The organism is Bradyrhizobium sp. USDA 4503, from assembly GCF_054055815.1.
Window position 1 is genome coordinate 427,635 of record NZ_JBSRXS010000001.1, and the last position, 15,445, is coordinate 443,079.

At 65.6% G+C, this 15,445-nt stretch carries 12 protein-coding genes; all 12 read right to left on the reverse strand.

The genetic code is table 11. From position 1 onward, the window contains the following. Window positions 1-16 precede the first annotated feature (16 nt). Window positions 17-910 (reverse strand): FAD binding domain-containing protein, encoded by an 894-nt coding sequence (locus ACVMIH_RS01955; protein WP_233475532.1) that lies wholly within the window; start codon window positions 908-910, stop codon window positions 17-19. Continuing rightward, a complete protein-coding gene (locus ACVMIH_RS01960) occupies window positions 907-1,920 on the reverse strand; it encodes an ABC transporter permease (protein WP_456784515.1) in 1,014 nt (337 codons plus the stop codon). Before ACVMIH_RS01960 ends, ACVMIH_RS01955 begins: the two co-directional genes overlap by 4 nt. After that, the gene (locus ACVMIH_RS01965) at window positions 1,913-2,929 is read right to left on the reverse strand and encodes an ABC transporter permease (protein WP_456784516.1); all 1,017 of its coding nucleotides are present in this window, start codon (window positions 2,927-2,929) and stop codon (window positions 1,913-1,915) included. Before ACVMIH_RS01965 ends, ACVMIH_RS01960 begins: the two co-directional genes overlap by 8 nt. Beyond that, entirely contained in the window at window positions 2,926-4,464 is a 1,539-nt protein-coding gene (locus ACVMIH_RS01970) for a sugar ABC transporter ATP-binding protein (RefSeq protein WP_456784517.1), read from the reverse strand. Before ACVMIH_RS01970 ends, ACVMIH_RS01965 begins: the two co-directional genes overlap by 4 nt. Before the next feature lie 72 nt (window positions 4,465-4,536). Then, entirely contained in the window at window positions 4,537-5,637 is a 1,101-nt protein-coding gene (gene torT / locus ACVMIH_RS01975) for a TMAO reductase system periplasmic protein TorT (RefSeq protein WP_456860552.1), read from the reverse strand. A gap of 103 nt (window positions 5,638-5,740) precedes the next feature. Next, window positions 5,741-7,702: a hydantoinase B/oxoprolinase family protein gene (locus tag ACVMIH_RS01980; protein WP_456860554.1), complete on the reverse strand. Its 1,962-nt coding sequence runs from the start codon at window positions 7,700-7,702 to the stop codon at window positions 5,741-5,743. Between the two features lie 3 nt (window positions 7,703-7,705). After that, the gene (locus tag ACVMIH_RS01985) at window positions 7,706-9,733 is read right to left on the reverse strand and encodes a hydantoinase/oxoprolinase family protein (protein WP_456860556.1); all 2,028 of its coding nucleotides are present in this window, start codon (window positions 9,731-9,733) and stop codon (window positions 7,706-7,708) included. Window positions 9,734-9,898: 165 nt separating this feature from the next. Then, complete coding sequence (locus ACVMIH_RS01990; RefSeq protein WP_057017110.1) at window positions 9,899-10,858, reverse strand: AraC-like ligand-binding domain-containing protein; 960 nt, start codon at window positions 10,856-10,858, stop codon at window positions 9,899-9,901. Between the two features lie 105 nt (window positions 10,859-10,963). Then, entirely contained in the window at window positions 10,964-11,929 is a 966-nt protein-coding gene (locus ACVMIH_RS01995; RefSeq protein WP_076826275.1) for a LysR family transcriptional regulator, read from the reverse strand. A 218-nt stretch (window positions 11,930-12,147) separates the two neighbouring features. Next, window positions 12,148-13,125, reverse strand: a complete 978-nt coding sequence (locus ACVMIH_RS02000; protein WP_229189496.1) for a 5-oxoprolinase subunit C family protein — start codon at window positions 13,123-13,125, stop codon at window positions 12,148-12,150. Continuing rightward, entirely contained in the window at window positions 13,115-13,990 is an 876-nt protein-coding gene (locus ACVMIH_RS02005) for a 5-oxoprolinase subunit B family protein (protein WP_225646064.1), read from the reverse strand. The genes ACVMIH_RS02000 and ACVMIH_RS02005 overlap by 11 nt, the downstream gene beginning before the upstream one ends. Window positions 13,991-14,032: 42 nt before the next feature. Next, window positions 14,033-15,433, reverse strand: a complete 1,401-nt coding sequence (locus tag ACVMIH_RS02010; protein WP_456860558.1) for an acetyl-CoA carboxylase biotin carboxylase subunit — start codon at window positions 15,431-15,433, stop codon at window positions 14,033-14,035. Window positions 15,434-15,445: the final 12 nt, after the last annotated feature.

The following is a 15,445-nucleotide window of genomic DNA, read 5'->3' on the forward strand; positions in this document are numbered from 1 at the left end:
GTCGATCCCCACTGGTTCAGGAGCCAAGCGCTGCGATCGCAGCGCGGCGGACGAGACCGGGTAGCACGCTGACCCGATACCAGGCCGGGGCATCGACGCTGTCGCGGCCGACGAACTCATCCGCCAACGCGGCCGCACTCTGCGCCGCCTCCGCCGCATCGAGCGGGCGTCCGATCAGAGCTGCCTCGAGCCGCTCCCAGCGGCGCGCCACCGGCTCGACTGAACCGACCGCGACGCGCGCCGCCTGGACACGGTTCGCTGCATCGATGCTGACCGACAGGCTGACGATGGCGACCGGGTAGTCACCCGATTTGCGCAGCGGCAGGCGGGCATGGGCGCTTCTGCGCGCCGCCCGCGGCAAGATGATCCGCGTCACCAGATGACCGCGCGGAAGGGACGATCGGATCTTCAGAAAATGCGACAGGCCGATGCGCTCGCGGCCGTCGCGGTCCGACATTTCCACTTGGGCATCGAGGCAGAGCAGCGCCGGTACGCAATCCGCGGCGGCGAATTCCGACGTCGCGAGGTTGCCGCCGATCGTCGCCATCGCGCGGATCGCGGGATTGGCGGAGCGGCCGGCGGCGTCGACCAGGACCGCGAATTCCGCAAGATCAGCCAGGGCCGCCGCGAGTGCCGCATGCGTAACCGCCGCGCCGATCTCGATTGCATCGCTGTCGATACGAACCGTGGTCAGCTCGGCGATCTTGCCGATCGCGACATAATGTGGCTTCAACCGCTCATGGCGGATCGGTGACCGCATGATCCACGTGCCGCCGGCAAAGGCAGCGCCGGCCGCGCCGAATTCGCTCAGTGCGTCGAGTGCGGAAGCGAGCGAGGGCGCAACGTAGATCGAGGCAGGTGCATCGTGCATCTCGCCTGCGACGCTCTGCATGGGAGAACCCGTCGTCATTGGCGCCGCTCCAGTCGCAGGCGATCGAGCAGAACGCCGACGATGACGATCGCGCCGAGCACGACCATCTGGACGTATCCGTCGATCCGGGTGAGGTTCATGCCGTTGGACAGAATGGTGATGAACAGGGCGCCGAGCACCGCGGTGCCGACCCCACCGCGCCCGCCCGCCAGGCTTGTTCCGCCGACTACGGCGCCGGCAATCGCCTGCAGTGAAAGCGCCCCGCCGAGGTTCGGCTCGCCCGATCCGGTCCGCGCCGTCATCATGATCGCGCCGAGCGCCGCAAGCCCGGAGCACAGCACATAGGTCGCGATCAGGGTGCGCTTGACCGGCAGGCCGGCGACCGCCGCTGCGCGCGGGTTGGTGCCGATGAGGTAAAGCGAACGGCCGAACACGGTCCGCGTCAGGGTCCAATGGAGCACGGCGCCGACCCCGACCGTGATCGCGATGGCCGCCGGAATTCCGAAGACGCTGCCGCCGTAGAAGATCTGCGAGAACGGCGCCGGCACGCCTTGCACGGGCCGTCCGGACGATAGTGTGGTCGCAATCCCGATCGCGATATTGTAGCTGCCGAGCGTTGCGACAAAGGGGTTGACCCCGAGCAGCGCAATAACCACGCCGTTGAAGAGCCCGCACGCGGTGCCGAGCACGAAGCCGGCAGCGAGCCCGGCGAGCAGCACGGCGCCTGTACCATGGCCCGACGCCGTCGCGCCGGCCATCGCCAGCGCGGTGCCGACGCTCACCATCGATACGGTCGGGCCGAGTGCGAGGTCGAAGCCGCGCGTCAGGATCACCACGGTCTGGGCCATCGCGAACAGGGCCAGATAGCTGCTCTGTTGCGCGATGTTGAGCAGGTTGGCCGGCGACAACACGCCGCGGTCGACCGTGGCGAAGGCGAGCAACAGGGCCACCAATGCGACCGGCAGCACTGCGCTCCAGAGCCAGCGACCCGGCGCCAATTTCGGGCGATCCGCGTTCTTGGCGGCGACGGACAATTCGAGGTCAGACACGAGCCTTGCTCCGTCGGCTGAGTTCGTCCAGCGCCACGGCCGCGACCATGATGACGCCGAGAAAGACCGGCTGCAGCCGGGAGTCGACGTGCAGGAGGTTGAGCGCATTGCCCAGGATGGTCAGGAACAGGGCGCTGATGGCGACGATTTCGATGCGCCCGACGCCGCCGCGCAAGCTCACGCCGCCGATCACGGCGGCTGCGATCGATTGCAGCATCATCCGGTCGCCGCCGAAGCTGGCCTGGCCGGAGCCGACCTGCGCGGTCAGCAGGATGCCCGTCAATGCCGCGAGCATGCTCGAGACAACGTAGGTGCCGACGACGTGGCGCTGGATCGATACGCCCGAAACGATGGCCGCATCGACATTGCCGCCGATCGCGTAGACGTAACGGCCGAACAGCGTGCGCCGCTGCACGAACACCATCACGATGATGATGACCAGCGCGACGTGGACGGCGGTCGGCAGGCCGAGCGCCTGGGCGCGCCCAAAGCCCTTCACGAAGATATCGGGCATGCCGTAAACCGGGATTCCGTTAGTGATCATCAGGCCGACGCCCGCAGTCGCCGACATCGTGCCCAGGGTCACCACGAAGCCGGATACCTTGAGCTTCGCCACGCAGAAGCCGTTGACGAGCCCGACCACGGCCCCGGAGCCGAGTCCGGCCGCCATCCCGCTGGCAATGATGAGGGCGTTGTTGCCGGGAAACGCGGTGGCTGCGGCGGCCATGGTCTTGGCGGTGACGACGCTCGCGAGCGCCACGACGGCGCCGACCGAAAGATCGAAGCCGCCCGCGATGATGACCAGCGCCTGACCGCAGGCGACGATCGCGAGCAGCGACGCGTTGCGCAGGATGTTGAGGATGTTGATGATGCCGTAGAACTGCGGATCGATCGCCGACATGCCGGCGACGAGCAAGACCAGCAGGGCCGGCAGGAACCCGACACGGCCTGCGATCGATCGCAAGCCGATCGCGCCTTGCGGGTTTGCGGTGACCAGCGCGGTGTTCACGCGACCTCCGCGGCGAGATGGTCGCGGAAGAAGCTCGACAGCACGTTCTGCTCGGTCTTCTCGGAGTCCGTCAGCTCGGCGGCGATGCGGCCGTGATGCATGACGTAGAGCCGGTTCGACAGCGCCAGAACCTCCGGCAATTCCGACGACACCACGATCACGGCGGCGCCGGCCTCGACCAGCCGCTTCATGAACTGGTAGACCTCGAGCTTGGCGCCGACGTCGATCCCGACGCTCGGCTCGTCGAACAGGAACACGGTCAGCTCACGCGTGAGCGCGCGTGCCAGCATCACTTTTTGACGGTTGCCGCCGGACAGCGCGCCGGCGCTCCGTTCGATGTTCGGCGGCCTCAGCTGCAACCGCTCCATGATGTCCGCGATCGTGGCGCGTTCGGCGGCCTGCCGCAGCACGCCGAAGCGCGCGAACGCGGGCAGGTCGAGCACCGTCATCGATGCGTTCTCGCGGATCGGACGGGACAGCGCGAGCCCTTCGGCAACCCGATTGGCAGGAAAATAGGCGATGCCGCGCTTGAGGCTTTGCCTCGGGGTCGGGAATTCGTAAGGCAGACCGTCGATCCGGATCACGCCTGATGCCGCGGGCTCGATGCCGTAGACCGCGCGGATCAGCTCCGATTTGCCGCAGCCGACGAGACCGGCGATGCCGGTGATCTCGCCGGCGCGGGCATGGAAATTCACCTCCTGAACGCTGCCGTCCGCGAGCGTCAGGTTTTCGATGTCGACCATCACCTTGTCAGGCCGGTGGGCGATGGCCGGGAACAGCAGGTCGATCCTGCGGCCGGTCATCAGCTCCACCAGCTCGCCGTCGGTCGAGCCGGGGGCGTCGAGGGTCTGGATGTGGCGGCCGTCGCGCAGCACCGTCACACGGTCGGCAAGGGCGCGGATTTCGCGCATGCGATGCGAGACATAGATCAGCCCGACATTCTGGCTCTTCAGGCGCGCGATCAGCTCGAACAGCCGTCCGGTCTCGCGCTCGGTCAACGAGGCAGTCGGCTCGTCAAGGATCAAAAGGCGGACGCGGCCGAGCAGGGCCTTGGCGATTTCGGCCATCTGCTGGTGCGCGCGGGAAAGGTCGTCGATCCGCTGCGCCGGATCGAGATCGAAGCCGAGCTCGTCGATCAGCGCCCTGGCGCGCTTGCGCATCTCGCGCGAGCGCAGCACGCCGCCATGGGTGACCTCGCGGCCGAGGAACAGGTTCTCTTCCACCGTGAGGCTCGGGATCAGCGAGAACTCCTGAAAGACCGGGCTGATGCCGATCGTGCGGGCCCTCTGCGGCGTGAGATGATGGATCTCCTCGTCGCCAAAATGGAACGTGCCTTCGTCCGGCGGAAACGTTCCCGAGATGACATTGATCAGGGTCGATTTGCCGGCGCCGTTCTCGCCGAACAGGACATGAAGCTCGCCGGCACGAACGTCGAGGTCGACCCGGTCGAGCGCGCGAACGCCGGTGAAGCGCTTTGATATCCCCCGCAATCGAAGCAGAGGCTCGGCGGGCTTCGGGTCAATCTCGACATCCATCCGCGTCTCCGTTGGGCCGTGAGCAAGACGGGTGGGAGCAGGTGCTCCCACCCGGCACCATTCGCGAGCGGCTTACTTGGCCTTGACCGAATAGACCGGTGTCCAACTCGCCGGAGCCAGCACGAGGTCCATCTGCAATTTCGGTACGGTGGTCTTGTCGATGACAGCGGCGATCGGCTGGACAAGGCTCATGACCGGCTTCTTCTCGATGAGACGCACTGCCTGATCGATCGCGACGGCGCCTTCTCCGACCGGATACTGGGTTGCGAAGGCGAGGATGTCGCCGCGGTTGAGCGCGTCAAGCATGGCCTGGTTTTCGTAAGACGATACGATCTTCAGGTCGCTTCGGCCGGCCTCGGCAACGGCGCCGATGGCGGCTTCAGCGGTGGGGGCGGTGCCCCAGATCACGTTCATGCCGGGATAGGCCTGCAAGGCGTCCTGAATGAGCTGAAGCTGCACGGCGACGCCGGAGTCGCCGAATTTCTCGGCCAGAATCTCGGCGTTCGGGTTCTTGGCAACGGCCTTCTTGAAGCCTTCGTTGAACGACTCCGCCCAGCCAGAGCCGGCCGGACCGGGGAACGTCACGATGTTGAGCTTGTCGTCGGGCTTGGATTGCGCCAGCAGGCCGGCGCCGGTGACTTCGCCCATGGCGACGAAGTCGACGTAGTTGGCCGCGGGCAGCGCGTTCGGCGGCAGCGGGTTGGTGACACCGACGACCGGCACGCCCTTGGCCTTGGCTTCCTCGAACTTCTTGCTGAGGCCTGCGCCGGAGATGGCGCCGACGATGATGGCGTCCGGTGCGCTGGCCATGCAGTCATCGAATTGCGACAGCTGTTTCGGCAGGTTCTCGTAACCTCCGGCCTCGTAGAGGTTCATGTTGACGTTCATCGCCTCGGCCTGTTTGACGATGCCATAGGCGACGGCGACCCAGAAACTGTCCTTCATGTGCGGAAACAGCACGCAGAGCCTGTACGGCTTCTCGGCCTTCGGCAGCGGCGTGTACTCGGCCGGCTTCGGTGTGCCGGACGACGCGTCGTAGACCTTCATCGGAAACCACGGCGTCTCGGCCGCGGCCGGCGCGACCGCAGCGGCAAGGGCGAGGCCGGCGGCAAGGCCGAGCGCGGGGCGGATCGGCCAAACTCGATTGGGGGAAAGGCACGTCGTACTCGTCATAGCACAATCCTCATGGCTCGAATGAAAGTGGAGGGGCGGTGTCGGATCCAGTTTTTCGTGAACGCTCTGTGCGGTCTGCCGACGTCGCGGCCGGCGATGGCATTCAGCCTGCTTTCCACGTTGCGACCGAGCGCCGCTCAAACACCTCGCGGAACTGGCGCGTGGATTCGGGAAGCAAGGCACCGGTGCCCCAATCGAGGATCACCGCGTGCTTGCGGATCGCGTCGAGCGCGTCGATTGCTCCGCTGCGATAGCGTTGCGCCACCAGCTCCGGATCGAGCCGGACATTGGCGACACGCTCGGAGCGGATCTTCGCACGGAGCGCCTCGGTCGCGACCTTGTCGACCTCGTAGTTACAGAGCTCGGCGTCGATGGTGTGCACTACGACGCCATAGTCCTTGGCGGCACGCTCGACCGAGACATAGTCGTCCTTGATATCCTCGACGACGAGGTTCGGATCGCGCTCCAGCGGATCGCCAAATCCGCCGCCGCCGGCGGTCGGACGCGAGAAAGTGTCGCCTTCGCCGATCGGGACGTCCGAGAAGATCGAGCCGAGCCGCTCCGCGGCCGTGCTGCCGGCGCGCTTCAGGGTCAGGCCGTGCGGCATCGACGGCAGGCCGCCCTCGATGCCCCACACGATCGCGCGCTCGCGGTCGCAGATATAGGAGATCACGGTTTTCTCGGCCTGCAGCATCCGCGACGTCTTCACCACGCCGGCGCCGCCGCGCCACTTGCCGGGGCCGGGCGAGTCCTTGAGGATCTCGCATTCGGTGGTCAGGATCGGGTTGGCGCGCTCCTGGCCTTCGACCGGCTGCGACATCAAGCCGGTGCCGAAGCAGGCGGTTGTGACATTGCTGCCATCCTTGCCGTTGCGCCCGCCCCAGCCGCCGGGCAGCCAGTCATAGAACATGAAGATCGGCTTGTCGGAGCTGCGGGCATCGAGCCCGCCGGTGAGCAGATATTCGAGATTGAACGCGCAAGCGAGCGCGCGCTCCGGCATCAGCTTCGACCACATTTCGTAGATCGAGTTCATGATCTTCTCGAACGGCATCAGAAAGCCGGTGACCGCGATCGGCCATTTGGCGTCGACGATCGATCCTTCGGGGGCGATGATCTCGAAGCAGCGGTAGAAACCGGAATTGAGTGGCAGGTCGGGGAAGAAAGTCTTCATGCCGGCGGCGACGGCAGAGAAGGTTGCGCCGAACGCCGAATTGTAGATCGAGCCGATGGTCGGATGGCTGCCGGTGAAGTCGTAGATTGCGCGATCGCCCTTGATCGTCATCTTGATGCGGATCGGGATCATGCCTTCGCCGCCGGCCGGATCGCGGTCGATGAAGTCGACGGTTTCCCATTCGCCGTCGGGGAGCGCCGCGATGCGCTGGCGCGCCGAACGCTCCACATAGTCCTGGACGGCGGCAAGCCCGGTCTCGACGGTTTCACGGCCATATTTGCCGACCAGGCGCAGGATCTCCCGTTCGCAGACGGCGGTGGCTTCGGCCTGTGCCTGGATGTCGCCGATGATCGAGGCCGGATCGCGCGTATTCGACGCGATCAGATGCGCGACGTCCTTGCGCAGGCCGTTCTTGTCGAACAGCCGGACTGGCGTGATGCGCAGGCCCTCGCGGAACATCTCGCGGGCGGCGACGTCGAACGATCCCGGCACGCTGCCGCCGACGTCGGACCAGTGTCCGTTGGACTGGCTGAAAGCGATGATCTTGCCGTCGGCGAAGATCGGACGGATCAGCCGCACGTCGGAGAAGTGCGTGCCGCCGGCATAGGGATCGTTGATGGCGAAAACGTCGCCCTCATGCATGTCGCCTTCGAAATGGCGCATGACATCCTTGCAGGTGAAATGCAGCGTGCCGACGTGGACGGCAATATCCTGGTTGCCCTGCGCCGCGCATTCACCGTTGGCGTCGTGCAGCGCGCTCGAGAAGTCGCGATTGTAGATGACGAAGGAGTAGCAGGTCCTCAGGACCTGCTCGCCCATCTGGTCGACGCTGGTGATGAAGGAGTTCTTCAAAACCTCGAAGGTCACGGGGTCGAGCGGGAGAGCTCCGGCCATGGTTTACTCCTTCACGCGGATGATGATGTTGAGATATCTGTCGACCTCGGCGGCGGCGCCGGGCGGAACGACGGTGGTGGCATCGACCTGCTCGATGATCGCGGGGCCTTGAAAGGAGAAGCCGCAGGGCAGGTTGTCGCGCCGATAGACGGGTGTATCGAGCCCGCTGCCCTCGAACCAGACCCTGCGGCGGCTGACCGGCTCGGGGCTAGCGCCGGTCGGCTCGTGGACGGCAAACTCGGCCTTGGGGACCACGCCCACTGCCTTCAGATTGAGACGGAAGAAGCTGACCGGCGCGCTGTCGCGGCGGAAATTGTATTCGCGCTGATGCTCGGCATGGAAGCTCTGCACCAGATCGGCGATCGCGCCGATCGGCCGCGGCGCGTTGACGGCAAGCGAACGCCACTGGCCGCGATACATCATGTCGATCGAGCGCTGCAGCACGATGTCCTGCTGCGCGACGCCCTCATGGATCAACCGTGCGAGCGCAGCCTTCTCGAGCTCGGCGAACTGTGCCTCGATCTCGGTGGCGTCGGCCTCGGCGGCGTCGACCATGCAGCTCCGCGAAAAATCGTGCTGCATGTCGACGAGCAGGCAACCGAGCGCTGAGGTCACGCCGGGATTGAGCGGAACGATCACGACGGGAATCGCCAGCTCACGTGCGACGTCGACCCCATGCAGGGCACCGGCGCCGCCGAACGCCACCAGCGCAAAGTCGCGCGGATCGTAGCCGCGACTAATCGAGATCAGGCGCACCGCATCCGACATGTTGGCATTGGCGACCTTGACGATTGCATCTGCGGCTTCGTGCAGGCCGAGGCCGAACGGCTTGGCGACGCCGCCCTCGACCGCTTGCCGCGCCAGCTCGGGGTCGAGCTTGACCTTGCCGCCGGCGAGATCGGTGCCAAGCCGGCCGAGCGTCACATTGGCATCGGTGTTGGTCGGCTGCGTATTGCCGTTGCCGTAGCAGGCCGGTCCCGGATAGGCGCCGGCCGATTGCGGGCCGTTGCGCAGCGAGCCGGCCGGATCGGTCCAGGCCAGCGAGCCGCCGCCGGCACCGATGGTGAGCACCTCGATCGATGCGAAGCGGATCGGATAGCCGAACTCGATGTGCCAGTCCTTGGTGATCCGCGACTGGCCCTCATAGGCGAGCGACACGTCGGTCGACGTGCCGCCCATGTCGAGGCCGATCGAATTGGGGAAACCGCAAAGACCGGCGATATGGCGGCTGGCTATGGCCCCGGCGGCGATGCCGGAGCCGGCAAGGCGCGCCGCGAAATCCTTCACGCTCGCCGGCGTCATCACGCCGCCGCCGGTGTGCAGCAGCAAAAGATCACGGGTGTAGCCCTCGTCCGAGAGTCGTTCGCCGAGCCGGCTCGTGTAGTTGACGACGACCGGGCTCACCACGGCGTTGGCGACCGTCGTCGAGAACCGCTCGTGCTCGAAGATTTCGGGAAGCACCTGCGAGGAGATCGAGACCGGAATATCGGGCATCTCGGCCAGCAGAATATCGCGCATGGCGCGCTCATTGGTGCCGTTGAGATAGGCGTTCATGAAGCACACCGCGACCGCGGCGACGCCGCGACGCTTGAGGATGCGTGCGACGCTGCGCGCAGCTTCGACGTCGAGCGGCTCGATCACCGTGCCGGCAGCATCGACGCGTTCGGGCACGGTGAGGCGGTCGCGCCGTGGCACATAGGGCCGGACCACGTCCTTGTAGGTGTCCCAGAGGTCTTCCTTGTTGGCGCGCCGGATCTCGATGACGTCGCGGAACCCCTTGGTCGTGACCACCGCGGTGCGCGGCAGGCGGCGGGTGATCAGCGCGTTCGTGGCAATCGTGGTGCCGTGCGAGAACAGCGCCACCTTGGACAGGTCGATGCCGGCCTTGGATACGCCGCCCATGATCCCTTCGATCGGATCGCGCGTGGAGGAGGTCTTCTCGATGCGCACGAGACCGGTCGTCTCGTCCATGATGCAGATGTCGGTGAAGGTGCCACCGACATCGACGGCCACACGAAGGTTCTGCGCCATGCCTCTTCCTTTCGAACGAGCGTTTCGCCGATCTTAGGCAGAGCGGCGGCCTTCGTTCTTGACGCTGAGCGCAGGAAGATTTGTGCGAGAGAGCGAACCGTGCCGGTGCCCATACATGCCCAGGCCGGCGGCGGTGTGCCTAAGAATCGATCAGCAGGCCAGTCTTCAGGAGTTGGCTGTGCGCGAAATGGCGCGGGCCTCGCTCGGGGTGCATCCGAACCGGCCGCGATAATTGCGGCTGAACTGCGCCTGGTCGGCAAAGCCCCATTGATAGGCGATTTCCGAAATGCTCTTGCGGCAGTTCGCATCGCGCAGCAGGGCGTCGCACATTGAAAGGCGCTGGTTGCGGATGTAGGCGCAGACGGTCAGACCTTCGCCCTCGAAGATCTGGTGCAAATAGCGCAGCGAGATGCCGCAGCCGTCGGCAATCATCTGCGGCGTGAGCCGCATGTCGTCGAGACGGGCCCGGATGAATTGCTCGCAACGCAGCAAATGGCCGTTGCGCACGGAGGACGAGTGACCGGTCAACACACGGTCGTCGGATTCAATGGCCATCGCAAGCAGCTCGATCAGGTGCTTGCCCATCATCGTGCGCGCCGTCTCGTCCATTTCCTCGATCCGTTCACCGGACAGGCGCAGCGTGTCGACGAACAGCGCGCCGACGCTGCGGCTGGCGTCGAATTGCAGCGTCGCGAGGCGCTCGGGCCGGGAAATGCGGGCGCGCAGCACCGCGCTCGGGATCTTCAGACACCACAGCGCCGTCGGATCCTGATGGCTGAACTCGTAGGGTAGGTGGCTGCGCTCGATCAGGAACGCGCCCGGGCGGCAATGCACCACCTTGCCGTCCTGCTCGAAACGGATTTCGGCGAGTTCGGGCACCGTGATCAGGAAGGATTCCTCCCGCTCGCTCAGGAGATGCCGCTCATGCCGCTTGTACAGCAGGCCATTGGCGATGTTGCGGGACACCGAGACAGGGCCCATCGACCAGGCGCCAAGGCGCGCATTGAAGTCGCGCGTGCTCGGGAAGCGCAGGTCGAGCGAGTAATAGGTCTTCGAGACGACCTCCTGCCAGTACTGGCGGCGCGTCTGCAACGGGATGTCGTTGGTCGTGTAGGTGACTTGCATGTCTCACTCCCGCCGCCGGCTGTGCCTCCGGTCGTCGTGTCCCCGGGCAAAGTTTGGCGAGGACAGCCGGACGGCGTCAAGTCGAATAAAACGGAAACTGATATTCTAGATTTCGATGGCCTCCTCGGCCTGATGTCGGTGGTCCATGCTGACCGGCGGCCGGGCCGGCCCGACGCCGGCAACCGCAAAGCGCATGAAATCGCGAAAAGCCATCGCAGCCCCCGATGGCTTGGTGTCGCGACGCCAGGCAAGACCGATGTCCATGCTGGGCACCTCGTCCTCGATGACGCGGGTCTCGATCCGCTGCCCCTCCAGCGACCAGGGCCGGTAGATCAGGTCGGACAGAATGGCGATTCCCATGCCGCCGGCGACCATGGAGCGGACAGCTTCGACCGAGGAGGTGCGGAACACGGTCTTCGGTTCGAGTGAGGCGTTGTTCCAATAGCGCATCGAGGTGTGCTTGGCCTCGTCGACCGTGAGCATGACGTAGGGATAGGTCGCGACGTCAGCGAGGTGGACCCGCTCGGCACGGGTCAGGGGATGCTCGGGCGCAAGCCACAGCCGGCGCGGCGATCGCAGCAAGGTCTCGCTGGTGAGCATGGCGTTGTCGCGCAGGTTCGAGACCAGCATCACCGCGAGGTCGAGGGCACCATCGACGAGTGCGCGCTCGAGCACGTCGCGCGGCGCCTCGAACAGCTCGATCGTGATCCCGGGGAAACTCGCCTTGAAGCGCATCTGATGACGCGGCAGGAAGTAGCCCGACACGGTGTAGGTGACGCCGACGCGGATCGTCCCGAACAGGGGGCCGGCGGACATCTGCGTGTCGCGCACCGCCTCGGCGACGGCGGCGAGGATATGACGGCCCTGGGAGAGGAAGCGGCTGCCCTCCATGGTGACGGTTACGCCGTTCGGCGTGCGCTCCAGCAAGCGGGCGCAGACGGTGGCCTCGAGCTGCTGGATCGCCGCGGTGACCGCTGATTGCGAGACGTTGAGATCGATGGCCGCCTGGCTGATCCGCCCGGTCTCGGCGGCGGCGACGAAGTAGCGGATCTGTTTCAGAGAAACGGACATCGCGGTTGTTCCGATGTTTGCACAACTCATGAGCAGTGTTTCTCAGCCCGAATGTGTCCGCTGCAACTCTCGTGCCGTCCGGCGGACAGCACACCGTGGCACAGACCTCAGATGTGCGAGCGCGCAATCGACAGCCACAGGTTTAGACGTGACCATGCGCGATCGCTCCGGCGCCCGCGGCCGAGGTCCGTTGGCAGATGCGGTGGGCCCCCTCGCGATTACGCCATGGCGCTGCGAAGCTTGCCCAGCAGCTCGGTCCGGCTCTTGCGTGCCGCAAGCGCCTGATCCATGTCGACCTTGACGAACTTCACCGGCGTGTTGGGCTGGAGCTGACCGATCAGATCCATGTCGGCGGCGATCACGGTGCCGACCATGAAGTAGCCGCCGCCGGATACGGCGTCGCGATGCAGCACGATCGGCTCGGTGCCGCCGGGAACCTGGATCGAGCCGTAGGGATAGCAGGCATCGGTGATGTTGGACGGGTCAGAGCCGGCGCCGAACGGCGGTTCGCGCGGAACGAATTCGAGCGCCTTGCCACCCTTGAAGCGGTAGCCGATCCGGTCGGCTTCCGGCGCGACCTTCCAGGTGTCGGAGAAGAAGCCGTTGCCGGCGGCCTCGGTAATGCGGTGCCAATAGAGGCCGGGCATGGCGCGCAGCTCTGTCGGCATTCCCGCCGGTTGTCCGCGTAAATCGTTGGCGACGGTGCGGCCGTCCTTGACCGTCACGCTGGCATGGCCGACCGGCAATTCGTCGCCGGCCTCGAGCTTGCGGCCCTTGAAGCCGCCGAGCGCGCCGAGTGCGTAGGTCGATCGCGAGCCGAGCACCACGGGCACATCGATGCCGCCGGCGACCGCGATGTAGCCGCGTGCGCCTCGCTTGAGGAAGTCGAAGGAGAGAATCTGGCCACGCTTCACCTTGAAGCTGGTCCAGGTCTCGCGCGGCTCGCCGTCGAGTTTCGGCGGCAGCTCCGCGCCGGTGACGGCGACCGTGGCGTCTTCGGTGAATTCGAGCTCGGGCCCCATGAACACCGCCTCAAGCACGGCTGCGCCTGCATCATTGCCGACGAGCAGATTTGCGGCGACCAGCGCGTGACGGTCCATGCCGCCGGAGAGCGGGATGCCGATGTGATAATAGCCGGGACGTCCGAGGTCCTGGACGGTGGTCGCAAGACCCGGCTTCAAAACCCTAACGGCCATGGAGAACTCCATCGAGCTTGCTGTTGTAGCCATCAATGTCGCGGTTGAACTCCGTCAACGAGAACGAGACGTCGCGGATCACGGGCGCAAACCGGCCGGCGTCGACGTCGGCGACCGCGGCGTCATAGGCTGCCCGGTCGATCGGTTTCCATTTCACGATGTCGCCCGGTTTGAACAGGCACATGAAGTCGCGCAAATAGCTGATGGTCTGGTTGGGATCATAGATCGGCATCGGCGTGATGCCGAACATCTGGTAACCGCCGGCGCCGCGCACCGAATAGATGCAGCTGAAACAGCCGCCATGTCCGACGGTGAGCTTCGGCGTATCCGTGCGCGGGCGCAGATATTTCGGGGCCTGAAGCTGCCGCTTGCGCTCGACCATCTGGTAGAGGAAGGGCAGGCCGGCGACGAAGCCGACCATCGAGACGAACCAGGGCGCGCTGGAATGCGCCTTGATGAAGGCATCGACGCTGTCGAGGCCGTTGATCCGCGCGGCGTATTCGAGGTCGGTGCCGTCAGGATCCTGGTGACGCTCGCGGAAGCGCATCAAGGTCTCACGGGTCCAGGGGTCGTTGTAGAGCACGGGAATCTCGATGATCCGCGTCTTGATCACCGGTTCCGATTTCTCGGATGCGGAATCCAGCCGCTTCAGCTCGGCGAGGAGATCGTCGGGCTTGATCCGCTCCGGATCGAACTTGACCTGATAGGACGCGTTCGCCGGGCAGATCTCGGTGACGCCCTTGATCCTGGCATCGCGCACCGCATTGGTGATGAACAGGCTCTTGAAAAAGGCCTCGAGCGACATCGCTTCGCCGACCTCGGCGAAAATGTGCTCATCGCCGCCGAAGGAAAATCGAGTTTGCATGCTAGCGGCCTCCTGTTGCTGACGGGGCGGATTCTCTCGCCATCATGAGGCGACCTTCGCGGCTGATGGCGGCTGAGCGGTGGCAAGCGTGGCGGCATGGGACTCAAGCCAGGATTCGAGCCATGCCGTATGGAAGCGCCCAGCCTGGACGTCGGCGTCGCGCGCCAGCGCCTGGTGTAGGGGCTTGGTCGTGAAAATGCCTTCGACGCTGAGCTCGGCGAGCGCGCGCTCGAGTTTCTTCATGGCGCTCGGCCGATCCTTGTCGTGCACGATCAGCTTGCCGAGCAGGCTGTCGTAGAAGGGCGGCACCGTGTATCCCTCATAGAGCATGCTGTCGAAGCGAACGCCGTCGCCGACGGGCAGGTTGAGCGCGCTCACCGTGCCCGGGTTGGGCAGGAAGTTTCTGGCGGGATCCTCGGCGTTGATACGGACCTCGATCGAATGGCCGCTGACGCACATCTCGTTCTGGCTGATGCGCAAACGTTCGCCGCCGGCGATCCGGATCATCTCGCGGACGAGGTCGATGCCGGTGATCATCTCCGTGACCGGATGCTCGACCTGGATGCGGGTGTTCATCTCCAGGAAGTAGAATTCACCGGTGGCGTCGTCGTAGAGATATTCGAGCGTGCCGGCGCCGCGATAATTGACCGCTCGGGCGAGTGCCACAGCCGAGGTGCAGAGCCTCTCCCGCACGGCCTGGGTGAGCGAGGGCGAGGGGGCTTCTTCCCAGACCTTCTGGCGGCGGCGCTGCAATGAGCATTCGCGTTCGAAGCAATGGATCACGTCGTGTCCGTCGCCGAGCACCTGCACCTCGATATGCCGCGCGCCTTCGATCAGCTTTTCGACGTAAAGCCCGTCGTCGCCAAAGGCCGCGAGTGCCTCGGCCTGTGCCTGCGGCATCAGATGCTGAAACTCCCCGGGGGACCGCGCGATGCGGATGCCGCGTCCGCCACCCCCGGCGGCGGCCTTGATCATCACTGGGAAGCCGGTCTTCTCGACCAGCGCGAAGGCCGCTTCGGCCGATTCCAGCCGCCCCTGGCTGCCAGGGACGGTCGGCACGCCGGCCGCGGCGGCGGCCTCGCGTGCCGCGACCTTGTCGCCCATCAGCCGGATCGATTGCGCGGTCGGGCCGACAAAGATCAATTCCGCCGCTTCGACTGCGGCGGCGAACTCGGCGTTCTCGGCCAGGAAGCCGTAGCCGGGATGGATAGCGTCGGCACCAGTGCTCCGCGCCGCGGCGAGGATGGCGGCCTGGTTGAGATAGGATTTCGACGCCTGCGGCGGACCGATATCGACCGCTTCGTCGGCGAGCCTGACCGCAAGCGAGGCCTGGTCGGCCTTGCTGTAGACCTGCACGGTTGCAATGCCGAGATCGCGCGCTGCGCGGATGATGCGCACCGCGATCTCGCCGCGATTGGCTATGAGGAGCTTCTTGATCGCCATGGCTGGTCGAAG